At 40.9% G+C, this 26396-nt stretch carries 21 protein-coding genes, 1 pseudogene and 2 riboswitches; of the genes and pseudogenes, 14 read left to right on the top strand and 8 right to left on the bottom strand.

Annotation, left to right across the window (positions count from 1 at the left end):
• Window positions 1-17: 17 nt before the first annotated feature.
• Window positions 18-188 (bottom strand): hypothetical protein, encoded by a 171-nt coding sequence (locus J7I80_RS13060; RefSeq protein WP_214738791.1) that lies wholly within the window; start codon window positions 186-188, stop codon window positions 18-20.
• Window positions 189-539: 351 nt separating this feature from the next.
• On the opposite strand from J7I80_RS13060, the gene J7I80_RS23515 reads away from it, so the two are divergent.
• Window positions 540-662 carry a hypothetical protein gene (locus J7I80_RS23515; RefSeq protein WP_285289144.1) on the top strand — a complete coding sequence of 41 codons (123 nt, stop codon included), beginning with the start codon at window positions 540-542 and terminating at the stop codon, window positions 660-662.
• Between the two features lie 89 nt (window positions 663-751).
• Here the strand turns inward: J7I80_RS23515 and brnQ are convergent, their stop codons facing one another.
• Window positions 752-2116, bottom strand: coding sequence for a branched-chain amino acid transport system II carrier protein (gene brnQ / locus J7I80_RS13055; protein ID WP_214738790.1), 1365 nt, complete (start codon window positions 2114-2116; stop codon window positions 752-754).
• Between the two features lie 393 nt (window positions 2117-2509).
• Between brnQ and J7I80_RS23510 the strand changes: the two genes are divergently transcribed.
• Complete coding sequence (locus J7I80_RS23510; protein ID WP_285289143.1) at window positions 2510-2632, top strand: hypothetical protein; 123 nt, start codon at window positions 2510-2512, stop codon at window positions 2630-2632.
• Window positions 2633-2756: 124 nt separating this feature from the next.
• On the opposite strand, the gene J7I80_RS13050 is transcribed toward J7I80_RS23510, so the two are convergent.
• The 6 genes from J7I80_RS13050 to J7I80_RS13025 all read right to left on the bottom strand — a co-directional run bounded on the left by J7I80_RS13050 (window position 2757) and on the right by J7I80_RS13025 (window position 9457).
• Window positions 2757-3971: a M20 family metallopeptidase gene (locus tag J7I80_RS13050; RefSeq protein WP_214738789.1), complete on the bottom strand. Its 1215-nt coding sequence runs from the start codon at window positions 3969-3971 to the stop codon at window positions 2757-2759.
• Window positions 3972-4171: 200 nt separating this feature from the next.
• Window positions 4172-5008 (bottom strand): MetQ/NlpA family ABC transporter substrate-binding protein, encoded by an 837-nt coding sequence (locus J7I80_RS13045; RefSeq protein ID WP_214738788.1) that lies wholly within the window; start codon window positions 5006-5008, stop codon window positions 4172-4174.
• 16 nt (window positions 5009-5024) lie between these two features.
• Window positions 5025-5675, bottom strand: coding sequence for a methionine ABC transporter permease (locus J7I80_RS13040; RefSeq protein WP_214738787.1), 651 nt, complete (start codon window positions 5673-5675; stop codon window positions 5025-5027).
• Window positions 5665-6720 carry a methionine ABC transporter ATP-binding protein gene (locus tag J7I80_RS13035; RefSeq protein ID WP_483297702.1) on the bottom strand — a complete coding sequence of 352 codons (1056 nt, stop codon included), beginning with the start codon at window positions 6718-6720 and terminating at the stop codon, window positions 5665-5667. Before J7I80_RS13035 ends, J7I80_RS13040 begins: the two co-directional genes overlap by 11 nt.
• 62 nt (window positions 6721-6782) lie before the next feature.
• Window positions 6783-6886: riboswitch (SAM riboswitch) on the bottom strand.
• A 90-nt stretch (window positions 6887-6976) separates the two neighbouring features.
• Window positions 6977-7080: riboswitch (SAM riboswitch) on the bottom strand.
• A gap of 182 nt (window positions 7081-7262) precedes the next feature.
• A complete protein-coding gene (gene map, locus J7I80_RS13030) occupies window positions 7263-8006 on the bottom strand; it encodes a type I methionyl aminopeptidase (RefSeq protein ID WP_214738785.1) in 744 nt (247 codons plus the stop codon).
• 95 nt (window positions 8007-8101) lie between these two features.
• Window positions 8102-9457, bottom strand: coding sequence for a helix-turn-helix transcriptional regulator (locus J7I80_RS13025; RefSeq protein WP_214738784.1), 1356 nt, complete (start codon window positions 9455-9457; stop codon window positions 8102-8104).
• Window positions 9458-9852: 395 nt separating this feature from the next.
• Here J7I80_RS13025 and J7I80_RS13020 point away from each other — a divergent pair, with 395 nt between their 5' ends.
• The 12 genes and pseudogenes from J7I80_RS13020 (at window position 9853) to J7I80_RS12970 (ending at window position 26383) form a co-directional block, all read left to right on the top strand.
• The gene (locus tag J7I80_RS13020; protein ID WP_214738783.1) at window positions 9853-10557 is read left to right on the top strand and encodes an EAL domain-containing protein; all 705 of its coding nucleotides are present in this window, start codon (window positions 9853-9855) and stop codon (window positions 10555-10557) included.
• Window positions 10558-10638: 81 nt separating this feature from the next.
• The gene (locus J7I80_RS13015; RefSeq protein ID WP_214738782.1) at window positions 10639-11100 is read left to right on the top strand and encodes a chemotaxis protein CheW; all 462 of its coding nucleotides are present in this window, start codon (window positions 10639-10641) and stop codon (window positions 11098-11100) included.
• A gap of 55 nt (window positions 11101-11155) precedes the next feature.
• The gene (locus tag J7I80_RS13010) at window positions 11156-12862 is read left to right on the top strand and encodes a methyl-accepting chemotaxis protein (RefSeq protein ID WP_214738781.1); all 1707 of its coding nucleotides are present in this window, start codon (window positions 11156-11158) and stop codon (window positions 12860-12862) included.
• Between the two features lie 77 nt (window positions 12863-12939).
• Window positions 12940-13132: pseudogene (locus J7I80_RS23320) on the top strand (ZIP family metal transporter); the annotation flags it as partial.
• Window positions 13133-13547: 415 nt separating this feature from the next.
• On the top strand, window positions 13548-14483 hold the full coding sequence (locus J7I80_RS13005) for an ABC transporter permease (RefSeq protein WP_225650232.1): 936 nt from the start codon (window positions 13548-13550) through the stop codon (window positions 14481-14483).
• Window positions 14484-14567: 84 nt separating this feature from the next.
• On the top strand, window positions 14568-15395 hold the full coding sequence (locus J7I80_RS13000) for a carbohydrate ABC transporter permease (RefSeq protein ID WP_214738915.1): 828 nt from the start codon (window positions 14568-14570) through the stop codon (window positions 15393-15395).
• 211 nt (window positions 15396-15606) lie between these two features.
• Window positions 15607-17262: a type 2 periplasmic-binding domain-containing protein gene (locus tag J7I80_RS12995; RefSeq protein WP_214738780.1), complete on the top strand. Its 1656-nt coding sequence runs from the start codon at window positions 15607-15609 to the stop codon at window positions 17260-17262.
• Window positions 17263-17455: 193 nt separating this feature from the next.
• Window positions 17456-19318, top strand: a complete 1863-nt coding sequence (locus J7I80_RS12990) for a sensor histidine kinase (RefSeq protein WP_214738779.1) — start codon at window positions 17456-17458, stop codon at window positions 19316-19318.
• Window positions 19311-20822, top strand: a complete 1512-nt coding sequence (locus tag J7I80_RS23675; RefSeq protein WP_214738778.1) for a response regulator — start codon at window positions 19311-19313, stop codon at window positions 20820-20822. Before J7I80_RS12990 ends, J7I80_RS23675 begins: the two co-directional genes overlap by 8 nt.
• 194 nt (window positions 20823-21016) lie before the next feature.
• Entirely contained in the window at window positions 21017-21823 is an 807-nt protein-coding gene (locus J7I80_RS12980) for a glycoside hydrolase family 16 protein (RefSeq protein WP_353050107.1), read from the top strand.
• 19 nt (window positions 21824-21842) lie between these two features.
• The gene (locus J7I80_RS12975) at window positions 21843-23177 is read left to right on the top strand and encodes a GH1 family beta-glucosidase (protein WP_214738777.1); all 1335 of its coding nucleotides are present in this window, start codon (window positions 21843-21845) and stop codon (window positions 23175-23177) included.
• A gap of 26 nt (window positions 23178-23203) precedes the next feature.
• Window positions 23204-26383, top strand: a complete 3180-nt coding sequence (locus J7I80_RS12970; RefSeq protein ID WP_214738776.1) for a cellobiose phosphorylase — start codon at window positions 23204-23206, stop codon at window positions 26381-26383.
• Window positions 26384-26396: the final 13 nt, after the last annotated feature.

The following is a 26396-nucleotide window of genomic DNA, read 5'->3' as shown; positions in this document are numbered from 1 at the left end:
TTTCGGACACCATGGGATTACTCTCCATCACTGTCTGATTTATCATCATCCAGTTTGAAGTCCTCATCTTCCACATCATTTTCAGTATCCTCCACAGGCGGTTCATTCTCCTGGTCCGTCTCTGCAGAACAACCACCAATAAAAATCGCAAGCGCCATTGGAATTCCATAAAAAAGTTTCTTTTTCATGATAAGTCTCCTTTCATCCAAACAACCTAGTTTGGGTAGGATTATTATTATCTAAAACATACCCGGTCATAATCCTTATAAACGTTAGAAGTTACTTAGTGAAAAAAAGCATACCTGACTAAAAAGAACAAAAACTAAAGCCAGGGTGTTTTTTCCGATGGAGACGCGAAAAGCAGCAATCATAGGAAAAAGCGCTATCCATCGGTCCTATGGAGACACGTAAAGAGGCAAACAGCGAAAAAAGCGCTATCCATAGTGAGCAGCCTCTACCACTGACAGAGTCTAAAAGGGAGAGAACCCGCGAAAAGGTTATAGGAAAGTTAGCCTGTAATATACAAAGGGGGTGATCATATGGCGAAAAAGAAACCGAAGCATAATAAAGCTCTTCCGAAAGCGGATATTGAATTTGCGGAGGAAAGAGGAAATGGTTTTGAAAAGGTAGCATTAAAAGCTCAAAGGAAACAAAATAAATGATCTGCTTCTGGATTTTACAGGTCAGCCAATTGAAGATTTTTTAAAAATTTGTTTATTAAAAACCACGAAAAAAAGAACTGCAGAGTAATCTACAGTTCTTTTTGGTATTTTTTCACTGGTAAATGCAATTTAGGTAAAATATAGCCCATTATAGCCCCGATGAATGCGGGAATGAGCCATCCAAGCCCGATATCGTATAGAGGAAGATGGTCCATGTATAGTGACGTGACAGAGTTGAATAATGAAATATCGATAATTGGCAGATTCGCGACCAAAGCGCTATAGCCATCAATGAAACTCACAAAGAATGTCATCGCCATTGAAGCAGCGTATACGCTTTGCTTATTTCCGAAAAGCGGCGATATCAGAGTTAATAAGATAAGAATGATCGCTAATGGGTACAGGAACATTAAAACTGGTACAGCAAATTGGATGATATTATTCAGACCAAAGTTTGCGATTGTGAAAGAAACGATGCAAAGAAGAAGCACAAACCTTTGATATGAAACCTTTGGCAATAGATCATGAAAAAACTCGCTGCATGCTGTGATTAACCCAATGCTTGTTTTTAAACATGCCAGTACAATAATGATAGCTAGCAAGATTGCACCGTAGGGCCCGAAATAGTGTTTGGCGACTGCAGAAAAAATTTGTCCGCCATTCTCGAATGTTCCGATCGTTAATACGCTGGATGCCCCCATATACGTTATAAGTCCATATATCAGCATCATCAAGGACATTGCGAAGATGCCGGATTTCAATGTAGCGCTGGCAATTTCCTTCGTGGTGGTAATTCCTTGCCCTTTAATGGCATTGATGACAACAATCCCGAATGCCAGGGAAGCGAGGGCATCCATTGTATTATAGCCCTCTTTGAATCCTGTGATAAAAGCTAAATTTTCATAAGCACCGCTCGGGTCCCCAAAGCTGCCCATTGGCTTCATTACTGAGATCCCAATTAATATAAATAAAAAAACGAGAAAAGCAGGGGTCAGATATTTTCCAATGTAGTCCATCACCTTCGCAGGATGCAGTGAGAAAAAGTAAACGATGGCAAAGAAAAAGAAACTGAAAATCCCCAGCCACAAACCTGCTTGTCCTGGAGCAATGTAGGGTTCAAAACCCACAACGAACGGGACAGTCGCAGTCCGTGGAATCGCGAAAAAGGGTCCGATCGTCAAATAAAGGACGGCGGCAAAGCCAATGCCGAAAACAGGATGCACTCTGCTGGCTAAATCACGCAGGCCAGTGCTTCCCGAAAGTCCAATCGCCAATATGCCTAAAAAGGGGAGGCCGATGGCTGTTACAAGGAAGCCAATCAATGCAGGCCAGAAGTTCGTGCCTGCCAGCTGTCCTAGTTGAATAGGGAAAATCAAATTCCCCGCTCCAAAGTACATTCCGAATAGCATGGTCCCAATCAGGGCATAAGTTGAAAACGAAATTTTTTGCTGCATATACACTTGTCTCCTCTTCTTGATGTTGTGAATTCTGGTTAAGCACTTCTTCAGGTGGATCAGGAGAAATTCCATAAATCCTTTGAAGCAGGGAAGGAAATCCCAAGCATTGGAAAGATAGTTAAGACTTGTTCAATCTATCACAAGAGATTGAAATCTTTCTCAAAAGAAGAATAATACACACTACTATATATACTAACTCTTCACAAGTCAATTAAGTTTTTAGTATTTTTCGAATAGAAGGAAAGCAGTTTGGCTTCCAAATCCATCGAGGGCTTTCTTCAGGGAATTTGGTTATTCACACCGTAAATTTGAAATGTTACTGGCTGTTAAAAAACTGCTCTTCTCATCCGATAGTATAGAAGGGAAAATTTTAGTTCAGGAGAGAATCATATGACGATCGAACAAGCAGAAGCCATTTTGAAGAATCCGGAATTGGGACGTTATTTGACAAGAGAAGAAATGGAAGCAATTGACTTCTTAATCAGTATGGCATTATCAAAAGAACAGAAGTAGACTTGGTTCTGTTTATTTGTTTAAACTCAGTGCCAGTCTGACTCTCAATTAGGATAGCTGACTTCGAGCATTAAATAAGAACCCTTGCGTTGGTGCAAGGGTTCTTATATGAAGTAAATGAATACTAATTATTTTCCGCAGCTTTTCTAACCTCGAACTCTGCTTTTATATCTTTTAATAACTCCTGGTCTGTAATTAATTGAAAAGCTGTCAAAGCGAGTGCTTTTGCCCCTTTAAGCAAAGCTTCATCCCCCTGATGAGAAGCGGCTGCTTCCCGGAACGGAACAGTATGGGCAACGAGATTATCCGGTCCAATTTTGATATAAGGGTGAATGGTTGGCACGACCTGGCTGATATTGCCGGCATCGGTTGAGCCAATTCCATCCCTTTCATCAGTTGCAACTGTCTCCCCAAGGTCTTCGATAACACTTTTAAAAACCTCATTATATCGATCATTCAATAGAAGATTGTCAACTTCATTTTGGAAGGCAATAATATTCAGTTCAGCACCAGTTGCCAGGGCTGCTCCCTCAGCGACTGCTTTAACGCGGCTGGTCACTTCATTTAAACCACTTCGTGTTGCAGCTCGGATGAAGAATCGTGCTTTTGCGTATTCAGGAATGATGTTCGGTGCATCACCTCCATGGGTGATGATTCCGTGGATTCGGACGTCATCTGTCAACTGCTGTCTCAATGCATTGATGCCATTGAATAGCTGGATGACCGCATCCAATGCATTGATTCCTTCATGAGGCGATGCGGCTGCATGGGCTGGTTTGCCGATAAATTCAAAGTCGAGTGGATCAACAGCAAGGGAAGACGTAGTCAACCTTGTTTGTCCTGAGGGGTGCAGCATCAATGCCGCATCGATTCCCTCAACTAGGCCATGCTTTACAAAACTTCCTTTAGCGCTTCCGTTTGGTCCGCCCTCCTCGGCAGGTGTTCCAAAAACGACTGCTTCACCGCCAGTTTCATCCAGCACTTTGCTTAACGCAATGGCTGCGGCAACACTTGTCGTGCCAATGATGTTATGGCCGCAAGCATGGCCTAACCCCGGAAGAGCATCATATTCTGCCAGAAAGGCGATTGATGGTCCATCTTTTTCAGACTTTTTCCGTGCAACAAAGGAGGTTTCGTGTCCAGCTACCGCTCTTTCAATCTCAAAACCCTCATCCTCTAAAATCTTGATAAGCCTGGCAGAGGCGAAAAATTCTTCATTACCGATTTCCGGTCTTTCATGGATTTCATGGCTGGTTACTAAGTACAGCTCCTTATTAAGCTCAACGTTACCTGTAATAATTTCCTTTAACTCTTTAAGTGCTTTTACTGGTGTTGTCATCCTGATTCCTCCTTGAGTTCTATTTAAATGGATGATACTTATCTAACTTATGCATTTTTTTAGGGCTGGAAATAAGCTTCTTGTTACTGCTGCACGCTCGATGATGTGTTCTAAAAGAGTATTCGGTCGCAGAAAGGAGGGGACTGTGACCGTAAAAGGGAAGTTCCCGTAATTACGGTCACAGTTTGGCAGATGTCTTATTACCACCCAATCTCACTAAGCGGCACAAAGGTAGGAAGCGTATTTCCTTTGTACTCTTTCTCGATGAACTCCTTTGTGTCATCCTGCTGGTAAAGTTCAGCCAATCTTTTCAAAGTTTCATTGTCTTTATCTTCTTCCCGGACAGCGATGATGTTGATATATGGAGTGGCAGTTGCACTCTCAAGGAAGATCGCATCCTTCTTTGGTGTAAGTCCTGCATCGACTGCGATTCCGTTGTTGATAATGGATGCTGCTACATCCGGCATTACCCTTGGAGTCTGGCCGGCAACAAGCGTAACAAGTTCAAGATTCTTTGGATTCTCAACGATTTTATCGAGGGAGCCAATTCCATCGAAGCCGTCCTCAAGCTTGATCAACCCAGCTTCCTGAAGTAAAAGAAGTCCTCTGCCCATGTTCGTAGCTTCATTTGCAAGGGCAATCTTCCCGCCTTCAGGGATATCTTTCACGTCTTTGTATTTGTCTGAATAAATACCCATTGGTGCAATCTGTGTGGTTGCGATTGGAACAAGGTCAAGATTATGTTCCTTGATAAAAGCGTCAAAATAGGAAACGGTCTGAAATGAGTTGGCATCCAATTCACCTTCAGCAAGGGCCAGGTTCGGCTGGACATAATCAGAGAAAGTGACGATTTCGACTTCAATTCCTTCTTTTTCTGCCTTTTTGGCGACAAAATCCCATACTCGATGATCGGTGCCGCTAACTCCAAGTTTCACTTTGGCAGTTTCTCCGCCTTTCGCGGATGATGAAGAGCTTGCACACGCCGTGCTGATTACTGCTAGACTAAGTACAATCAATGCTAATAAAAGTTTTTTCATTTTGGTTTCCTCCTGGTTATCTTCTTCTGATTTTTTTAGCTGATATATTTCCAAGGGATTGAAGTCCCTGTACCATTACAATCAAGATGCCAACTGTGATGAACATTGTCTGGGTATCAAAACGCTGATAGCCATATGTAATTGCCAGGTCGCCCAGTCCGCCGCCGCCGATTGCCCCGGCCATTGCTGAAGCGCCGATCAATCCAACAGTTGCAATCGTAAAAGCAAGGATCAGCGAGCTCATCGCTTCGGGAAGAATGAATTTGAAAACAATCTGCCAGGGAGTGGCTCCCATTGCTTCGGCTGCCTCAATCACGCCGGGATCTACTTCTAGCAGGGAATTCTCTACCAATCTGGCAATATATGGACCTGCATAGAAGACGAGCGGGACGACAGCTGCGGCTGTACCAATTGACGTGCCAACAATCAGCCGGGTCAGCGGGATGATTGCGACCAGCAGGATGATGAATGGCACTGACCGAAATACGTTGATGACGCTGTTGAGTACATTGAAAACAGGTGCGTTCTCTAGTAAATGGCCTTTCCTTGTGACCACAAGCGCAATTCCCAGCGGCACTCCGAGGATTGCCGAAAATAGGAGCGAGAACGCAACCATTTGCAGTGTTTCAATTAAGGCCTGAATGATTTGCTCTGAGTTAACTAGCATGTGCTGTCACTTCCTTTATGCTTACTTTTTGTTGATCGATAAAATTAAGAGCCCTCAAAATTTCTTTATCACTGCCCTGGAACTCGACAATCAGGTTTCCGAAAGGTATACCCTGAAGCTCTGTGATATTGCCGAAGAGAACATTGACATTGATATCGTATTTCTTAGAAAGCTGGGAAAGAAGTGGCTGACCGGCTGACTCACCGACAAAGTTGATCCGGAAAACCTTATGCAGCCCTGAATTTCCTTCAATAATCCTGTACACGGAATCGGGAATGCTGTCATTCATGATGGTGCTGACGAAATTTCTTGCTGTTTCTGTTTTAGGAGCTGAAAAAACACTAAAGACAGTGTCTTCTTCGATGATTCTGCCATCCTCGATGACAGCAACTCTGTCGCAAATTTCCCTGATGACGGACATTTCATGGGTAATGATTAAAATCGTAATATTGTACTCCTTGTTGATTTTTTTCAAAAGCTGCAAGATCGAACTGGTCGTCTGCGGATCAAGGGCAGATGTCGCTTCGTCACAGAGCAGGATTTTCGGCTGGGTTGCCAGAGCCCGGGCAATTCCGATTCGCTGCTTCTGGCCGCCCGAAAGCTGGTCTGGATAATTGTCTGCTTTATCCGCCAGGCCGACAAAGTCGAGGAGCTCATGGACCCGCTCTTTAATTTTGGCTTTTGGAAGTTTTGCGAGAATGAGCGGCATTGCGACATTATCAAAAACAGTTTTCGAGTTTAAAAGATTGAAATGCTGGAATACCATGCCGATATTCTTTTTTACCTCCCTGACTTCTTTTACTGAAAGGGAGGTCATATCGCAGCCATCCACAATCACCCGTCCGGTTGTTGGCCGTTCCAACAGATTCACACAGCGTATCAGAGAGCTTTTTCCTGCACCGCTAAAACCAATGACTCCGAATATCTCTCCTTCTTTGATTTCCAGGTCAATTCCATTCAGTGCCGCTACCTTATTCCCGCGGCTTTCATAAACTTTTTCAACTTTCTCAAACCTAATCAATTGTTCTCCTCCTTTTAGATGCATAAAAAAACCTCTTCCCGGAAACAGGAAGAGGTCATGCCGCAACGATTGCTGGACAATATCTCTTCTTATCTCCCAAGCTCTTGCTTGCTGGATTTGGCACAGTCCTCAATGTGAGTCCGCTGCCGAGGCTTCATAGGGCCAGTCCCTCCGCCTCTCTTGATAAGAAAGTATCGTTATGAAATTATGAGTGGGGATATTTGGAAAAGCAAAAAGTCCCCTTCAGAAAGAAGAGGACATCAAATTAAAAGTCAGCCTCTTCTTATCTGTCAAGCTCATGCTTGCTGGATTTGGCACAGTCCTCCAAAGGAGTCCGCTGCCGAGGTGTCATAGGGCCAGTCCCTCAACCTCTCTTGATAAGAAGTAACGAATATTGAGTTGTAAATCTTGTTTATTACTTTACTTCGTCATAGAAAAAGTGTCAATCATTTTCGCTTAATTTTTTTAGCAATACGAAAAATAGGAATATAGTATGAAAGGTGACAGGGAACATGCAACAAAATAGAAACCCCTGCAGCAGCAAGGGTTTCTATCGAGAAAAAGCTCTATCTGGTAATGACAATCGGCCCAGTTTTCGTAAGGATAATCGTATGCTCACATTGAGCGACAAAGCTGTTTTCAGTTACATATGTCCATTCGTCGTTTTCATTTTGGAAGACTTCTTCCTCGCGAGTTGAAATGAATGGCTCGAAAGCGATGACCATTCCTTCTTTTAAAAGCTCGTCATCCCATGGCTCATTATAGTTGTAGATATGATCGGGTGCTTCATGGATTGTCCGGCCAATCCCGTGTCCGGTCAAATTCTTGATCACTGTCAGGTCATTCTTTCTCGCAGTGGCGATAACGGCCTTTCCTAGTCCGCTTTTCTTCGAACCTGGTTTCGCTTTTTTCAATCCTGCTTCAAAGGCCTCGACAGCTGTTTCGCAAATCTTTGTTAAAATCGGATCAGCTTCGCCAACAACAAATGAGATTCCAGTATCAGCGAAATATCCATTTTTCGAACCGGAAACGTCGATATTCACAATATCGCCTTCTTTGATGACGCGGCTCCCCGGAATTCCATGGGCCACCTCTTCATTCACACTGATGCATGTGTACCCCGGGAAATTGTACTCACCCTTTGGCGCAGAAATCGCACCATGCTGCTCAAACATGGCACCCGCGATTTCATCAAGTTCCATGGTGGTGATCCCAGGCACGGTCTTTTGGACCAATTCATCACGTATCAAGCCGACAATCCTGCCTATTTCTTTCAAGCCGTTAAAATCTTCCTCTGTTTTTGCAATCATGTTTATCCCTTCCCAAATCATTTGAATTATTTTATTAGAGTATCCCTTTTTGCTGTGAAAATCCATTCAGAAAACTTCGGATGAGGTATTGCTTTTTAATATTTAAAGGTTGGCAAGATTAACTCATCAAAATGAGTAAATAAAAACTGGTTTTTAAAATGGCCATGGTACAATTCCAAAGCGAGCATTGCATCATTTTTTATCGATTTTAATTTAGAAATTTCGAAAAGGATATCAGCTTTTAATAGGCCATTGTATTCGTTATCTAATGCATCCAGCGCCTGCTGAAATAGATTTAACGCCGTATCTTTGCTGGATAGGTATTCAGTATGGAATTTTCCTTCAAGATAATAATTTCTGGCTGTGTTTAGTTTGTGCGCTGTATTTAAGAGCAGCTCCTTTGTTTTATTGACTAAATCCTGTGAAAAATATAAATTGTAATTATTTGTAATGGAAACGAAAAGTGCCAGTTGAAATAGAGGTAATGCTGTTTCTTTATATTCATCCATTTGGCTGATGACTCCCATGTCCTCCCAAAATTGCTGTTTTAGTGTATCAAATAGATCCGAAGAAGGATAATAAGTCATACTTGTATAGAGTGTTAAAGCCCATCCACGGATTATACCTTCCTTGTCCTTCTTTTGCTGTAATTTTTCCCTAAGCTTGAGTAAATCTTTTCTAACATCACTTAATGGTGAGTTTTCAAGTAATCTGATCAGGATTTGGATGTATTCTGTTTCATGGTTATCAATTAAATAATGGCTCACATTATTTACACTTTGTAATGCTTTAAAATACGCTCCTGCACACAGATTAAGGATTGAAAGGTTGAAATAAATATTGTCTCTCTCCTCCTTCGTAATGGTAGGGCTTTCTCTAGAAAGTTCCAAAGCCTTTTCAAGCATTTGTATGCTTTTCGTTATCTTTTTTTGAGTAAAAAAAAGATTAGCAGCTGCATTATAGGCTTTTAGCTTCAGGCGTAATGAATAATTGTTGGTTTCTTTTAATTCCATAACATGAGTCAAAAATTTTTCTGATAGATACAATTGGTTTGTCTCCAGATAATAAATTCCGGAAAGAAAATCATAGTCAATCTCTCTGCTTGTAATTTGATAAGAATCTATTTTTCTTTTAAATGCCTCAAGTTCAATAACGACTATATCCCATTGCTTAAAATATATTAAATCTTTTATTTTTTGCTTCTGGTAGTCAAGATCCTGGATTTTGTCACTGATGAAGGGATCAGAAAAATAACTAATTGGTGTTTCGAGTTTATCGCTGAATTTTTTTAGGTCGATAGTTGAAACTGGTGTATGTCCATTTTCAATATTACTTAATTTGCCTACTGAGCATATTCCGTTGGCCAATTCACCTAATGTCATTCTCAGTTCTTTTCTTTTCTCTCTGATCTTTTCTCCAATATTATTATGCCTAGGTATTTGTGTTTTCATATTTACTCCTGAAATAAAGAATAGTTAAATTGTACTACCAAAGTGTAATTATTGGTAATTATAATACTCTAAAGTGAAAGTTTTTTACATTTTTTCAAAAAAAATCATTGAAAGTTTAAATTATCCTGTATATACTTCAGTTATTGATAGTTCGAAAGTTTCATATTCTAAAAGATTATGTATGGTGGAGAACAGGGCACCTGTTGCTTGCTAACATTTCTTTTAGCTGTTACCTTAGGAATCTTAGAATTTGAGCAGCGATCCTGCTAAAAGCTAAAACACTCCTTTCATTGAATACAAATTCAATAGAAGTGTTTTTTTTTATGCCCATTTTCGACTTGGTAGTATTTTGGCATCATACAAAAAGTAAGGAGCATGAATTGATGGAGTGCGTAATGGATATTTCAAGCCTCATAACAACAGGTTCATTGTACAATGAGTACCAGCCTCTATGGAACACAGAAACTGAAGCCATTTTTGCTTATGAAGCCTTGTTGCGAACCGAACCAAGTATTAATCCTCTCCTAGTTTTTAAACATGGAAGAGAAGAAGGGCTGCTGTATGAATTAGATACAGCTTCTATCCTGAACTCAATAAGAGAATATCCTCTTTATTACTGGGAAGAGTATTTGCTTTTTGTTAATATTTTTCCTTCGACTATCATTCACCCTATGTTTCCTGAATTTATAGAGGGGTTAGTCAAGAAGTTCCCTATGTTAAAGGGAAGAGTGGTTTTTGAAATCAATGAGGATTCATTTGAAGACAAGTATTGGGATAAAAAAGAATTTGTGAACGGAATATTGTTATTAAAAAATACGGGGTTGCTGATTGCCCTGGATGATTTACCACTTACTCCCATTTCATTGAGCAAGATTAGGAAGATTAAACCGCATTTTACGAAACTAGACCGATCTTGTTCCGAAAATTTGTCAAAGTCCAAAGAAAAACAAAAAAATATCGAAGCCTTCCTTGCTGACTCAACTGAAGATTCGGTAGTTGTTCTCGAAGGAATTGAAAAAAAGGAAGATTTAATCGCTGCTTGCCGGTTAGGCATACCTGCTGTGCAAGGTTATTATATTTCGAAGCCACACAGGTTGTGACCAACCTTCGATGAGCTTTTCCATCAAATATTAATCTGGATAAACATAATGGATGATATATGCACCTAAGGGAGAGAAATCATGAAAAAAACATTCATACTATTTAAAGCAAATGATGCAGTATTCGGAGTGGACCTTCGGAAAGTAATATCGATTGAAAAGAAACGTGAGACAACCAGTATCCCTAAGTCATCTGAATATATAGTTGGCATTGCCAATATTAGAGGGGAAATTATCCCGGTAATAGACAGTAATCAAGTTCTCTACAACCAGAAGATAAATGTAGATGAAGAGGCTCGATACATTTTACTGGATATTGAGGGGGTAACGATTGCACTGATGGTTGAGAACACAAATGAAATCATTGATCTACATATTGGCACAGTCAGCCCAGTTAAAATCGTAAATGAAAGCAATTTTGTCGATGGGGTTGTGCTAGAAGGAGACCGGATCATATCAATTCTAAATATTGAGGAAATGCTTTTGTCCTTGAAAGATATTGAAAATTTTAAGGAACGATACATATCAAATGGAAACCAATAAGGAAACTCTGTATATCTGTACATATTAATAATGAACTTCAAGGGAGAGGCAACAGATGAGAACTAGCAAGAAAAATTTAAGGCTAAAATTAGGGACAAAAATCAATTTAATCGTTATAAGTATTGTCATATTACTTTCTCTCATTATAGGAACTGTGGTTATAAGTAAAGTAACTGATGGAATCAAGTCATTTGCAATTGAAAAAGCGAAAGGTGACTTGGCAATGAGCAATCAACTCATTGACAGCAAATTCACAGGTGATTGGGAGATCAAAAGCGGTAAATTATATAAAGGAAATCAATTGCTTAACGAAAATTATGAATTAGTAGATTTGATTGGCGCTGAAACAGGTGATACGGTAACCATCTTTCAGGGTGATACAAGAATCGCAACAAATGTAATAGTTAATGGAGAGAGAGCAGTAGGGACGAAAGTATCGCAAAAAGTAGCTGATGTAGTTCTCAAAGAGGGCAAAAATTTTTATGGAGAAGCCGTGGTCGCTGGTAAGAATTATCAAACTGCCTACATGCCGATTAAGAATAACAGTGGAGAGAAGGTTGGTATTCTTTATGTAGGAGCATCTCAAGAAATTATTGACAAAATCATGTCTTCATTTTTAACTGTATTTATCATTGTCATCGTTTCAGTAATGATCATTGCTTCTTTAGTTGTTTTAATTTTCACTAGAAAATTGAAGAAACGTTTGGAAGACATCAGCAATGCGTTGGAAAATGCGGGCGAGGGTAATTTTACGGCGGTCGTTGTCGATAATGCAGGCGACGAATTAAGTGATCTTGCATCAAGTTATAACAATATGAAAGCAAACTTAAGCAGTATGATTAAGATAGTAATGGAAACTTCGGAACAAGTCGCATCCTCATCTGAAGAGCTGACGGCCGGAGCCGAACAAACGAGTAAGGCCACGGAACAAATAACAGAAGCCATACAGCAAATTGCCAATGGTTCAGATAACCAGACGCAAAGTGTTGAAGAGACTGCAAGAGCATTAGAAGAGTTGGCATTAGGTATTTCAAATATTGCTGAAACGTCATCATCCATTTCTGAATCTGGATCAATAGCAAGTGACCGCGCCAAACAGGGAGGAGATTTTGTTAGCGAAACCTCCCAACAAATGAATATGATTCATTCCACTGTCAATGAAACGAGTGATGTGATTAAATTATTGAATGAAAAATCCAAGCAAATTGGAGATATATCCAAAGTGATAACAGAGATTGCTAACCAGACGAATCTTTTAGCGTTGAACGCAGCCATTGAAGCTGCCAGAGCTGGCGAGCATGGCAAAGGGTTCGCGGTCGTTGCAGACGAAGTTCGAAAACTTGCAGAGCAATCCCAGGACTCTTCCTCTGAAATATCAGATTTAATCAAGCAAATCCAAAGCCATATGGAACGTTCTAATGGCTCAATGGAACTAGTAAAACAAGAGGTCCAAAATGGCTTAGGAATTGTAACGAAGACCCAAGATAATTTCAAAGAAATTCTGCAGTCAATGTCGGAAATGGGAGAACAAATTGATGAAATGGCAGCGACTACACAACAAATGTCCGCAAGTACCCAAGAGGTGGCTGCAACTGTTACAGGTATAACAACGATTTCCAAAGAATCTTCCATGCATAGCCAAAGCGTAGCAGCTTCAGCAGAAGAGCAACTAGCATCAATGGAAGAAATATCAGCAGCAGCAAACAATTTATCAACCATGGCTGAAGGGTTACAAGACACTGTGAGTAAGTTCAGAATCTAGGATTTACATTGAGCCATGTAGAGTGACCGTATTGAAAATTTTTATGGTTGCCGGCTTTCTTTCAGAATCGTTGATGGGGGGCAATCGCACTTGAGATCGGGATAGGAATTCAGAACTTCCCTGAAGGTGTTACAGTTTCCATACCATTAAGAACGGTAGGAATGGCGAGGAAGAATAGCTTCCTTTACGGCCAATTCTCTGGCATGGTGGAACGAGTGGCAGCGGGCTGTCATGTTTATACAGCCGATCCTTCCGAATGCTCTAAGTTTTGAGGGTTGATAAATATGATAAAGCTGCAAATCCTGTGTAGTAGACACATATAAAAGTCTATTACGCAGGTTTTTTTTATTCGAAAGTATAAGCTGGAAAGCTTGAAAAGAAGCTTTACAAAAATGTCCACTACATAGGAGACAACTTAACATTTCGGATTATGCAAAAGCTCAACTGGTATCTGGCTTCCACGAATTCCTTCTTATAATGTAAACGATACCAACACGATGGTATCAATATTTTGTTCAATAAACCTAAAACTAAAAAATTGGTACCATAAGCAAAATTCCATGGCTTATAAATGTAAGCCCTTTTTTTTATGATTAAGGTACAAGAAAGACAAAGCAACTAAGGTGGTGAAGAAATGGAAGTCAAGATTCAACAGCCAGTCGAACAACAAGTCAGTGACACCATAATGGTAGAGCCTACAAAAAAAGAAAAATACAAAAAAATCAAAAAGACAATCATTTCTCAAAAGTATTTGCAGACGATGGCGCTTCTCGGTGTAGTGTGGATGTTCATCTTCAACTATATCCCGATGTACGGGTTGATCATCGCATTCAAGGAATACAGCATTATCAAAACTATCTCAGAAGCACCTTGGGTAGGATTGATGCAGTTTAAGGAATTCCTGCAGGATGAGAACTTCTGGATCGTCCTGAAAAATACACTGGGAATCAGCTTGATTAAATTAATTATCGGGTTCCCGCTTCCAATCATTTTTGCTCTTTTGCTGAATGAACTTACATCAATGAAGCTCAAGAAAGCGGTTCAAACGATCTCTTACTTGCCTCACTTCATTTCATGGGTTGTACTTGGAGGGATTTTGACAACATGGCTGGCAGATATCGGTGTCTTAAATGATATCCTGCTAGGTTTAGGGTTAATCAGTGAACGTACGAATTTCCTTGCTTCACCTGATAACTTCTGGGCAATCGTCATTCTCTCGGATATATGGAAAGAACTTGGTTGGTCAGCAATCATTTATCTTGCAGCAATCGCTGGCGTATCACCAGAGCTGTACGAGTCATCAACAATTGACGGAGCAAATCGTTTCCAAAAGATGTGGCATGTCACATTGCCGTCGATTCGCCCGACAATCACAATTCTTTTCATCCTTGCTGTAAGCGGTGTCTTGAATTCAAACTTCGACCAAATCTTGATTTTGCGTAACTCATTGAATGAAAGCGCAAGTAATGTAATTGACATTTACGTTTACCAAATGGGACTTCAGAATGCACGCTACTCTTACGCAACAGCAGTCGGTTTATTAAAAGCGATCATTGCCTTTATCCTGCTCCTGTCTGCTAACAAGATTGTGAAGAAACTGAATGGAACATCTTTATTCTAAGGGGGTGAGGTTGTGTTTAAGCTTTTTAAACGGAACCGGCGAACAACAAGCGAATACATCTTTGACAACATTAACATTCTGATCATGCTCTTTATCTGTGCCATTACGATCTACCCAATCTGGTATGTACTCGTCAATTCATTGAATGATGGTGTGGACGCCATGAGAGGCGGGATTTACTGGTGGCCGCGAGAGTTTACTTTAGAAAACTACAAGGCTGTTTTTGAGACTCCGGGTATTGTCACATCATTTGGCGTGACAATTGCCAAAACGGTTATCGGGACTATCACCCATGTATTTTTCACCGCCATGGTTGCGTATGCGATTTCAAGACGTGACCTTTACGGCAGGAACTTCTACATGCTGGTCGGTGTCATCACAATGTTTTTCAGCGGCGGATTGATTCCTTACTTCCTGTTAATCAGAGATCTAGGATTGTTTGATAACTTCCTTGTATATATCATTCCGACAATGTTTAACTTCTTCCACTTAATCATTTTTGTATCATTCTTCAGGGAACTGCCAACGTCTCTGGAAGAAGCAGCAAAAATTGACGGCGCAAATGACTTTATGATTTTTATCAGAGTAATCATCCCGCTTTCAATGCCGGTTATTGCAACCATTGCATTGTTCCAGGGAGTCTATCAGTGGAACGACTACTTTGCCGGGGTCATCTTTGTGAATAATCCAGACCTGCAGCCGATCCAGACCTATTTATACAAAGTAGTTGCTGAGTCAAGCTCAAACCAGATGATGACGAATGCAGCAGGATCGATTGCCACGAAGACAGTAACATCCCAGTCTATCAAATTGGCTACGATGGTTGTTACAACACTTCCAATCATGCTAGTGTATCCATTCCTGCAAAAGTACTTTGTAAAAGGAATGCTGATTGGATCAGTAAAAGGTTGATCTACTAAACTTCGATTTAAATTTTTCTTCATAGAAGAAATTTAAATAATCCTGGCTTCATTATTGATATGTCCTGCTTTATACATGAAGGATACCCCCTTCTGACCTTGGGAAAGGCTGGTACTTAGGAAAAAAGCCTTTCCCGCTCTTTTAAAGCAGTGTACATTTAGTAATGTGGCCCAAAATAACACAAAAGAGAGAGGGTCAAAAAATGAGGAGAAAATTCTTTTCCAAAGGCTTTTCACTATTGCTTGTTCTGTCATTGGTTTTAGCACTATTTTCAGGCTGTTCCAGCAAGACAAATGAAAACGCTTCCGATGAAAAGGACGCAGACAAACCAAAGGCAACAGCTGATGCTCCTGGCTGGCAATCCAATAAAGAACCTATTACGTTTGATTGGTATGTTAACTTTTCTTGGTTCGCGCATAAATGGGGTGACGATGCTGTTTCCAAATATGTAACCGATAAAACTGGTGTGTCAGTTAACTTCATCTCACCAGCAGGTAACGAAGCAGAAAAAATGAACACAATGATCGCATCTGGAAAGCTTCCTGATTTCATCACAATCGGCTGGTGGGAAGATGCAGTTAAGAAGATGATCGAAGGCGAGCTTGTCCTTCCATTAAATGAACTTGCAGATCAATATGATCCATATTTTTATAAAGTAGCAGATGGAGCAAAAATCGAATGGTATAAGCAAGAAGATGGCAATACGTATGGTTACCCGAATGCTTCTTCTTCACCAAAGGATTTTGACAAGTATAAAGACCTTAAGCCATCTAACCAGACATTCCTTGTAAGAAAGGATATGTATGAAGCGATCGGCAGCCCTGATATGAGCACTCCAGAAGGATTCTTGAAGGCTCTTGAAGCTGCTAAGAAGGAATTCCCAGAAGTGAACGGTGCACCATTGATTCCATTCGGTTTGAATGAGTTCACTGATGTAGGTAATACTTCTCTTGAAGGCTATCTTCAAAACTTCCTGAACATCCCTATGGAAAAAGACGGAAAGGTTTATGACCGCAGCCAGGATCCTGAGTATCTTGCATGGTTAAAGACCTTCAGAGAAGCAAATGACAAAGGACTTCTTGCAAAAGATATCTTTATCGATAAGCGTCCACAAATGGAAGAGAAAATTTCACAAGGCCGTTACTTCGCAATGCTTTACCAGCGCAGTGACCTTGCAGCACAACAGCACGCATTGTATGCAAAAGATCCTAATTCCGTGTATATCGCAGTTGACGGACCAGCGAACTCAAATGGAGATGGGCCAGCACTAGCAGGTGACAGCATCTCAGGCTGGACAGTTACTTTGATTTCTAAAGATGTAAAAGATAAAGAAAGAGCGATTCAATTCCTGACTTACATGATCAGTGAAGAAGGACAAATGGACCTTTACATGGGTAAAGAAGGCGAAACGTATGATATGGTGAACGGTAAGCCAGAATTCAAGCCAGAAGTACTTGATCTATTGAACAAAGACCGTGCAGCTTTTGACCAGCAGTATGGCGCATCATTCAAATATTGGATGCTGATGGATACAAACATGAGCCTTGCGTGGGCACCTCCTGCTTCTGAACCTTTCAAGCAAATGGAAGATTGGACAAAAGGAAAGACAGTCAGCTATGCTGAATTCGACGGCATCAGCCCGACTGGAACTTCTGCAGAAGGTGTAGCAGCAAGCAAAATTGCACAGGAATGGGGCAAAACTCTTCCTAAGCTTCTTTTAGCAAAATCCGATAAAGAGTTCGATAAAATCTTTGAAGGATTCCTGAAGAAACGTGATTCTTATGGCTATGAAAAAGTTGAAAAGTATCAGCAAGGAATTTATGAAAAGAACAAAGAGAAACTTGATGCAGCAAAATAAATAACTATGGAAAGACTGTTCCTTCTAGAATTAAATTTCTTGAGGGGGCAGTCTATTCCTCTTTTTGCATACAGGCACGTATCACTGCGATGGATTACACAACATAATTTCATCAAATTGAAACACTTTACCACAATATTAATATTGAATATAATTTATAATTTTTTTATGCGGAAAAAATGGATGTGAAAATATGAATTTTCAAAAAACAATTAACGAAGCTGCATCATGGTTAAATCGACTTTCCTTGCAGCAAAAGCTGATTGCCTTATATATCATTATTATCATTATTCCTATTATTATTTTCATTTCTATTTATTCCAGTAACGTGTATGACAGAGCGATCAATGAAATCAGGATTAAAAGTGAAAATGCTCTTGAAATCGAGAAAATCCATATAAAAAACAATATTGAATCAATGAGACGAACGGCCCAAATGGTCGTTTCGGACATAGAATTCATTGATTTTGTGAAAAGCAGAAACGAAGCAAATATTGATCAGTTGATTGATTTCAGAATGAATGAGCTGTCGAATGTGACCAGGCTGCAGGCCAATAACCCAGCGATTGAAAATATTCGCCTGTATACCACCAATCCATATATAACCGAAATGTGGCCGATTCTCTTTAAAGAAGATCGAATCATGGATAAGCCATGGAGAGAAGAGGTCATCAACAGGAACGGGATGGAAGTTTGGTGGTTCGATCAGCAGACAGAGGATGTTCTTGAGAGACTGCCATCGCAAAACACAGCGAAAATCTCATTGTTGCGGGAATTGGATTACCCTAAGGATGAACATTTAGGCATCATCGAAATCAATATGTTCCTTAAAAACTTTTTCCCTAAGATGTTCGGAACGGTGCAGGATCCTGATTCGGTCTATGTCGTCATTGATAAGGATAACAACATGATCAGGAATTTCCATCACACCTATTTTGAAGATGAGGGAATTGATACTGAAGAACTCAAACTTAAATTCAACAAATCAAAACACGAAGGCACCGGCAGTTTTCAATTCGAAAACAATGAAACACCTTATCTTGTCATCACTGCTTATATTGATGATTTGGATGCCTATCTGCTGAATGTCATTTCGCTTGAAGGTCTATATGCGGAAACGGCGAAGACGAGGAATGTCATTTTTAGCGGAATTATCTTTCTTGTTATTATTCTTTCTTTTGTCACCTATGTACTTGTTTTATTGCTCCTGAAAAAAATGTACAAATTGAAAGATTCAATGAAGCGGGTAGAACAGGGCGACTTTTCTGTTGATGTTGAAATTGGTGGGCAAGATGAGATTTCGGAGCTGGCATTTCATTTTAAAAGTCTCCTTGGTAAAATGAATGGATTGATCGCTGAAGCTGTCAACAAGCAGGCAACAGCAAAAGAAACTGAATTAAAGGCGTTGAAAACCCAAATTGATTCTCACTTCCTTTACAACACATTGGAAAACATCAAGATGATGGCAGAAATAGAAGGACAGTATCCTATTTCTGATGCCGTGACCTCCCTTGGCGAAATGATGCGCTACAATCTTAAATGGAAGAATGACTTTGTAGTACTTGATGAAGAGCTGAATTATATAAAGAACTATGTGGAGATTATGAATCTGCGTTTGGATGGCTTGCTAACCTTGAACATTGATGTCCCCCATGAACTGTATGACCAGGAAGTTCTGAAGATGTCACTGCAGCCGATCGTTGAGAATGCAATTAAACATGGGATTATTCCTAACGACCAGAAAAATGAAGGTAACCTGCAGGTGAATGCTAGATGTTCAGAGGACCATATCATCATTGAGATAAAAGATAATGGTGTGGGGATGACAAATGAAGAGTGTGAATCGCTCAACTTATCCATTCAAACAGGCGCGGAATATCAAAATTCTGGTTCTAAAGGTGGAAATGGAATAGGTATCCATAATGTGAATGAAAGAATCCAGCTTTACTATGGGCCGGAGTATGGAGTGTTTGTTGCAAGTGAGAAAGGTGCATTCACAATGGTGACGGTAAAACTGCCTAGTAAAATCATGAAAGGAGGCAGCCGAAGTGTATAAAGTTCTTATAGCAGATGATGAGAAAAATATCAGGTTGGGTATACAGGCAATGATCAAGCGGGAATATCCAGATTTTGAAACATTCATCGCTTCAGATGGACAGGAAGCTCTTGACGGTATATTCGAGAATAAACCGGATATCGTGATCACTGATATTAAAATGCCAAGGATGGATGGTATTCAATTAATCAGGGAACTCCAACAGCAGGAAGAAATAAAACCATCGATTGTAATCCTCAGCGGATACGATGATTTCACGTATGCCAAGGAAGCGATCAAACATAAGGTAAAAGATTACTTATTGAAGCCGGTAAACCGCACAGAGCTATTCAAAACTTTGAATACCATCATAGAAGAACTGGAAAACAGCCAGAAAATGACCTACCAGCATATGGATGACTATCGTGCCAGCCAACTGAATTACATTTTGCTCAATCCTAATATTCAACAGGAAGTTGTAGAAGATCTTTATAAGAAAATGAAAATAGAATCTTATCCGGATGGATACTACGTTGGAATCATCCAGGTGGATGGAGATATCGATGGAGAGGACTTTCTTAATAAGATTAATCAGCTGCTCTATTCCAGCAGTGGCAGTATTCCCTTCCTTGATAAAGACGGCCGGGTGACCATCATTTCAGCAGATTTTGAGCAATTCTCCATTCTGAAAGAACAGCTTGGCCGAGACAGGCATTCGATTTTCACCATTGGAATTAGCGAAAAGGCACAGGATATAAGAGAGTTTAAACAAACTTATGGTCAGGCAGCCACAGCGATCAAGTATCATTTCCTTTATCCGCGTCGCCAGATCATTTTATATGAGAATGTTAAAGAGAAACCAGAAGTAGCCTCTCTTCCGGCAGACCTGATCAATAAAATTTCCAATATGCTGGGGACTGAACGTGAAAAGGAAATTAAAGATAACCTTAGACAGGTTATGGATTTTGATGTCATTGCCCACAGTAGCATCGATTATCTTGAAAACCTTAACGAGGAAATCAATGAGACGATTTTCAAAGGCTTTTTCAAGAGGTTGGGGGAAGAATCTCTTGTCACGTTTGAGCTTTTAAATAAGATCGACAATATCTACAACTTTGACAATTTCCATGAATACTTCCATGCCCTCGAGGATTTGCTGATGAGAATCCATGAATACAATAAACAGGTAAAAGCAGTGTATTCAGAGCAAAAGTACATGGACAGGGCGATTGCGTATATAAGGGAAAATTACCATAAGGATTTGAATTTAGCCGTAGTTGCCAATTACATTTCATTGAATTACTCCTATTTCAGCCATATGTTCAAGGAGTATATTGGACAAAACTTCGTTGACTATCTGAAAATGGTCAGAGTAGACAGTGCAAAGCGGCTGTTGAAGGAGACAGATTTTAAAATACTGGAAATCAGTGAGATGGTCGGCTACAAGAACCCAAAACAGTTTGCAAGAGTGTTCCGGGAAGTCGAAGGTATTTCCCCAAAAGAATATCGGGAAATGAATGGATGAAGAGAGCTGAATTGGCTCTCTTTTTTTATTTTAAGGTTTTTTTTGGAAGTGTTTTCATAGGATTTTACGCTCTTCTAAAATATTGACACCCTAAACAAAATTCTCTATCTCAAGATGCCTGGCTGTCAAAGGTAGAATAGGAATTGAGATATGTTTTGTTCAAAGCATTCAGTTTTTCAGAAGGGGGAGTTTAGGTGGATTCAAAGAATCATGGGAAATTACACAAAGAAATGATGACGCTTTCAAAATCTGAAGCAGAATGGAAGTTAGTTTGGGAAGAGAACTTTAGTCTTCCTGAAATAGATGAAAACCAATGGAATTTTGTTGAGGCCGGCACTGGGTTCGGGAATGAAGAATCCCAGTACTATACAAGACGGAAAGAAAACGCGCGAATCGAAAATGGCATGCTCGTTCTTGAGGCCAGGAATGAAGATTACAACGGGATGGATTATACATCCGCTAAATTGACGACCAGAGGCAAGGCGGCCTGGACATACGGAAGATTTTCGATTCGGGCGAAATTGCCTGAAGGCCAGGGAATCTGGCCAGCAATCTGGATGATGCCAGAGGATATGGAAAAGTATACTGGATGGCCTGCCTGCGGGGAAATTGACATCATGGAGCTGATCGGCCATCAGCCTGGTACGGTTTATGGAACGCTGCATTACGGCATGCCTCACACATATACAGGTGAAAATTATACGCTTCCTGACAGTAAAAAATTCTCTGATGATTTCCATGTCTTCACCCTTGATTGGGAACCAGGCGAATTCAGATGGTATTTGGACGATGTCCTGTATGCAAGGCAGACTGAATGGTTCAGCAAGGCTTCGGAATCAGAGGAACAGCAGCCTGGTTTTGCACCTTTTGACCGAGAATTTTACCTCCAGCTGAATCTTGCTGTTGGGGGAAAGTGGCCGGGGTACCCTGATGAAACAACCCAGTTTCCTCAGAGGATGGCAGTTGATTACATCAAAGTTTACAAGAGAGAAAACCAATAACATTTGAGGTGAGAAATAGATGACTAGATTTTCAAGAGATTTTATTTTCGGAACGGCTACATCCTCCTACCAGATTGAAGGGGCGTATAAAGAAGACGGCAGGAGCCTTTCCATTTGGGATACATTTTCACGCACTCCCGGCAAGGTCTTCAATATGGATAACGGGGATGTCGCGTGTGACCATTACCATTTATATGAGAAGGATATTGAAATTTTAAAGACACTTGGTGTGGACTCCTATCGTTTCTCGATTGCCTGGCCAAGGATTTTCCCAGAGCAGGGCAAGTATAACGAAGCAGGGATGAATTTTTATAAGAAGCTTATAACAGGCCTGATCGAAAACGGAATAAAGCCAGCGGTGACTCTTTATCATTGGGATTTGCCAATGTGGGCACATGAAAAAGGCGGCTGGACAAACAGAGAATCCGTCAATTGGTTTATCGAGTATGCAGAGAAATGCTTTGAGGAACTTGATGAGCATGTCGAGATGTGGATCACTCATAATGAGCCATGGTGCGCCGGTTTCCTCGGTTACCATCAGGGAGTCCATGCGCCAGGCCATACCAATATGGAAGAGGCGCTGAAAGCTGTCCACCATATGCTTCTGTCCCATGGTGAGGCGGTTTCCTTGCTTAAAGGGAAATTTGCTTCCACAACTCCGATCGGAATCACGCTGAACCTGTCACCGATGTACGCGGCAAGCAATTCTGCAAATGACCAGCTGGCTGCCAATAATGCGGATGGCTACACAAACAGGTGGTTCCTGGATCCTGTGCTTAAGGGTCATTATCCGGTTGACATGATGAATTTGTTCTCCAAATATGTTCATTCTTTTGATTTTATCCAGGAAGGCGACTTGGAGAAGATTTCAGTAGAATGTGATTTCTTTGGAATCAACTATTATAATCGAAGTCTTGTTGAATTCAATGCAGCATCGGACTTCCTGTTCAAGAGTGCATACTCGGATTATCCGAAGACCGGAATGGGCTGGGATATATCACCGGCTGAATTTAAAGAGCTGATACACCGCTTGCGCAAGGAATATACGAATCTGCCAATCTATATTACCGAAAATGGTTCGGCGTTTGATGATCACGTATCAGATGACCATCGTGTCCATGATTCTGACAGACAGGATTATGTAGAAAAGCATATTCAGGCAGTTGCCGAGCTTAATGAAGAGGGCATGAACATCGCTGGATATTATCTATGGTCATTGCTCGATAATTTCGAATGGGCATTTGGCTACGACAAACGTTTTGGAATTACTTATGTTGATTTTGAAACTCAGGAAAGAATCCTTAAAGATAGCGGTTACCGTTATGCAGAAATTATCAGGAACCGTTCTATCTAAATCCAATGACTTCGGAGTGATCAATAATGGAAAGATACCGCTTTGATGATAATCAATATCTTGTAATACAGGAATTCGACCAGGCAAAAACATTCTCAAGCTTCCTTCCTGGACTGGCAGGTTTATACGGTATACCAATATGGGCGTTTTACGTTAACCGTGGGCAGGGAATTGTCAGCTTCGGTGTGCAGGATAAAAATCATGCTATAACTGAATTTTCCCCGGCAAACCAGGCATATCAGCGAGTAGGAACAAATGGTTTCCGCACATTCATCAAGCTGAATGGAAATACCGTTTTTGAGCCGTTTTCTTCATATGGAAGCAAGAAAGACCGAAAGAGAACGATGTATATAAAAGAAAATGAAATGAAGCTGGAAGAAATCAACCATCAATATGGCGTGAAAACAGTTGTAACGTATTTCACGCTTCCGAATGAGAACTTTGGTGCTCTCGCAAGAAAGGTGGAAGTTGAAAACCTTTCTGAGGGTCCACTTGAATTTGAGATCATTGATGGGCTGCCTGCGATTATCCCGTTCGGAATTGATGACGCTGCCTATAAAGCAGTTGGGAATACGCTGAAGAGCTGGATGGATGTATTCAATCTTGAAAATAGTATCCCATACTATCGAGTACGTTCATCTACGAATGATTCCGCGGAAGTAGAAGAGGTTTCCAAGGGACACTTTTATTTAAGCTTTGATGATGAAGGTCAGCTGATCAAGCCAATCGTTGACGCGGAACTGATTTTTGGTTCGAACAGTTCACTGTCTTATCCGGATGAGTTTGAAAAATCGTCTATTGATGAGTTAATAGCAGCTGAGCCCGTAACCTCAAATAAGGTTCCTTCCGGTTTCTCCGGTATGGGCAGAGTACTTGAACAGGGTGGAAAGCTGAGCTTCCATACTCTAATCGGTCATGTCAAGGACATCGAAATTATCAATGAAAAAGCAGGTGACATTCTAGCTGCTGGATATATGCAAAGAAAATACGAAGAAGCTCAAAGTCTTGTTACAGAGATAACGAAGGATATTGAAACAAAGACAGCTTCACCGCTATTCGATGCCTATGTAAACCAAAGCTACCTTGATAATGTGCTGCGCGGCGGCTTTCCAATTGAATTGGAGACTGATGATTCAGCATTTACTTATTATGTTTTTTCCCGCAAGCACGGGGATTTAGAGCGGGATTATAACTTTTTCTCGCTTGCGCCTGAATTCTTCTCGCAGGGGAACGGAAACTTCCGTGATGTGAACCAGAACCGCAGGAATGATGTCTTTTTCCATCCTGAGACGAGAGACTACAATATCAAGCTGTTCATGAGCCTGATCCAGGCGGATGGCTATAATCCGCTCGTTGTAAAAGGAGCAAGCTTTGAATTAAAAGATCAGTCTGATTGGGGATGGCTGGATGATCTGGTTCCTCTGCAAAAGGATGCTGAATTCATTAAAAAGAAGCTGAGCGGAACCTATACACCAGGCGATTTACTTCAAACGATCTCGGATAGCGATATTCAGCTTGCCTCGTCACTTCCGGATTTCCTGAAAAAAGTCCTTTCAAGGAGCTCCCAGAACATTGAAGCTGAGTTTGGAGAAGGCTACTGGATGGACCACTGGACGTACAATCTTGACCTGGTTGAAAACTATTTGAAGGTGTATCCGGAAAAAAAAACGCAGCTTTTGTTTGATGATTATGGCTACAAATACTTCCTTAGCCCAGTATTTGTGAACCCGCGTTCTGAAAAATATGTCCTGGCAAATGGCAAGGTCCGTCAATACGATGCCATTACTGAATTTGGGCATCAGAAAGAGTCAAATTGGGTGAGGAAGCCTGAAGGTGAGTTCTTTGCATCCAATCTTTACAGCAAACTATTCTCGCTTGCACTGCTGAAATTTTCTACATTGGATCCTTATGGTATGGGTGTGGAAATGGAAGCGAATAAGCCAGGCTGGAATGATTCCATGAATGGCCTGCCAGGAATTTTCGGATCAGCCATGAGTGAGACATTAGAGCTGAAACGCCTGCTCGAATTTGTCATCGCTTCTGGAGATGCTGGTAAGTTGGAGGTTACACTCCCTGCAGAAGTAGTCGATCTGACTGAGACAGTTGTAGAATTCCTGAATCAATTTGAAAATGGCGAGCTGAATGATTACAGCTATTGGGATCAAACTGCGGCGGCCCGTGAAAAATATCGCGAGTTAGTGAAAAATGGCTTTGAAGGTACGGAAAAGAACATCGAGTTACAAAAGCTAACTGCTTATGCAAAGCAAATGCTTCTTAAAACAAAAGCAGGAATCGAAAAAGCGACAGATCTTGGCAATGGGCTTATCCCAACCTATTTTTCCTTCGAAGCTGTTGACTGGGAAAAAATTATGGATGAAAGCGGAAATGAAAAACTGAATAAAAAAGGCTTGCCGTTAATCAAGGTCAATAGCTTTGAAGTGTCTGTCCTGCCGCATTTCCTTGAAGGTCCTGCAAGGGCCCTGAAGACTGCCGATCACCAAACAGCAATGTCGACATATCAGCATGTAAGGAACTCGGAAATTTACGACACTAAGCTGAAAATGTACAAAACTTCTGGGTCTCTTGAAGACCAAACCTTTGATATTGGCCGAGCGAGGGCATTCACTCCTGGATGGCTTGAGCGCGAATCCATCTTCATGCATATGGAATTCAAGTACCTGCTCAGTGTCCTGAAGTCCGGATTGTATGATGAGTTCTATGAAGATATCAACTATGCGATGCCTCCATTCATGGATGCGGAAGTATACGGCAGAAGCGTACTGGAGAATTCCTCCTTTATCGCGAGCAGTGTTAACCCTGATTCCAGCCTCCATGGACAAGGATTTGTTGCGAGGCTGAGTGGAACAACGGCAGAGTTCTTAAGCATCTGGCAGTTGATGATGATGGGGAAAAAACTTTTCGAGGTAAATGAAGAAGGATTGACACTGAAGCTCGAGCCGATTCTTCCTTCATGGCTTTTCGATTCAGAGGGCAAGGTGCAATTTACAATGCTGGGCAAAATTCAGGTAACCTACCATAACCCTTCAAAGAGAGATACTTTCGGAGACAATGGTGCCAAGACAGTAAAATATGTCCTCCATATCAAGGGCGAAGAGGTTGAGATTCATGGCGAGCAGCTGCAAGAATCATATGCAAAAGCTGTTCGGGAAGGAAAAGTATCAAAGATAGATGTTTATCTAGATTAATAGAACTGAGGTG

The sequence above is a fragment of the Bacillus sp. ISL-41 genome, assembly GCF_018613235.1.
Classification (GTDB): domain Bacteria; phylum Bacillota; class Bacilli; order Bacillales; family Cytobacillaceae; genus Mesobacillus.
This window is presented reverse-complemented; position numbering and strand designations above follow the sequence as displayed.

Coding starts and splice junctions, on each gene's coding strand:
- J7I80_RS13050 (WP_214738789.1), bottom strand. CDS start 3,971: ATGACAACACCAGTAAAAGCACTTAAAGAGTTAAAGGAAATTATTACA.
- J7I80_RS13000 (WP_214738915.1), top strand. CDS start 14,568: ATGCTCTTTATCTGTGCCATTACGATCTACCCAATCTGGTATGTACTC.
- J7I80_RS13010 (WP_214738781.1), top strand. CDS start 11,156: ATGAGAACTAGCAAGAAAAATTTAAGGCTAAAATTAGGGACAAAAATC.
- J7I80_RS13025 (WP_214738784.1), bottom strand. CDS start 9,457: ATGAAAACACAAATACCTAGGCATAATAATATTGGAGAAAAGATCAGA.
- J7I80_RS23515 (WP_285289144.1), top strand. CDS start 540: ATGGCGAAAAAGAAACCGAAGCATAATAAAGCTCTTCCGAAAGCGGAT.
- J7I80_RS13060 (WP_214738791.1), bottom strand. CDS start 188: ATGAAAAAGAAACTTTTTTATGGAATTCCAATGGCGCTTGCGATTTTT.
- J7I80_RS13005 (WP_225650232.1), top strand. CDS start 13,548: ATGGTAGAGCCTACAAAAAAAGAAAAATACAAAAAAATCAAAAAGACA.
- J7I80_RS12995 (WP_214738780.1), top strand. CDS start 15,607: ATGAGGAGAAAATTCTTTTCCAAAGGCTTTTCACTATTGCTTGTTCTG.
- J7I80_RS13035 (WP_483297702.1), bottom strand. CDS start 6,720: ATGCATCTAAAAGGAGGAGAACAATTGATTAGGTTTGAGAAAGTTGAA.
- J7I80_RS13040 (WP_214738787.1), bottom strand. CDS start 5,675: ATGCTAGTTAACTCAGAGCAAATCATTCAGGCCTTAATTGAAACACTG.
- J7I80_RS12975 (WP_214738777.1), top strand. CDS start 21,843: ATGACTAGATTTTCAAGAGATTTTATTTTCGGAACGGCTACATCCTCC.
- J7I80_RS13045 (WP_214738788.1), bottom strand. CDS start 5,008: ATGAAAAAACTTTTATTAGCATTGATTGTACTTAGTCTAGCAGTAATC.
- J7I80_RS12990 (WP_214738779.1), top strand. CDS start 17,456: ATGAATTTTCAAAAAACAATTAACGAAGCTGCATCATGGTTAAATCGA.
- map (WP_214738785.1), bottom strand. CDS start 8,006: ATGATTGCAAAAACAGAGGAAGATTTTAACGGCTTGAAAGAAATAGGC.
- J7I80_RS12970 (WP_214738776.1), top strand. CDS start 23,204: ATGGAAAGATACCGCTTTGATGATAATCAATATCTTGTAATACAGGAA.
- brnQ (WP_214738790.1), bottom strand. CDS start 2,116: ATGCAGCAAAAAATTTCGTTTTCAACTTATGCCCTGATTGGGACCATG.
- J7I80_RS13015 (WP_214738782.1), top strand. CDS start 10,639: ATGAAAAAAACATTCATACTATTTAAAGCAAATGATGCAGTATTCGGA.
- J7I80_RS13020 (WP_214738783.1), top strand. CDS start 9,853: ATGGATATTTCAAGCCTCATAACAACAGGTTCATTGTACAATGAGTAC.
- J7I80_RS23510 (WP_285289143.1), top strand. CDS start 2,510: ATGACGATCGAACAAGCAGAAGCCATTTTGAAGAATCCGGAATTGGGA.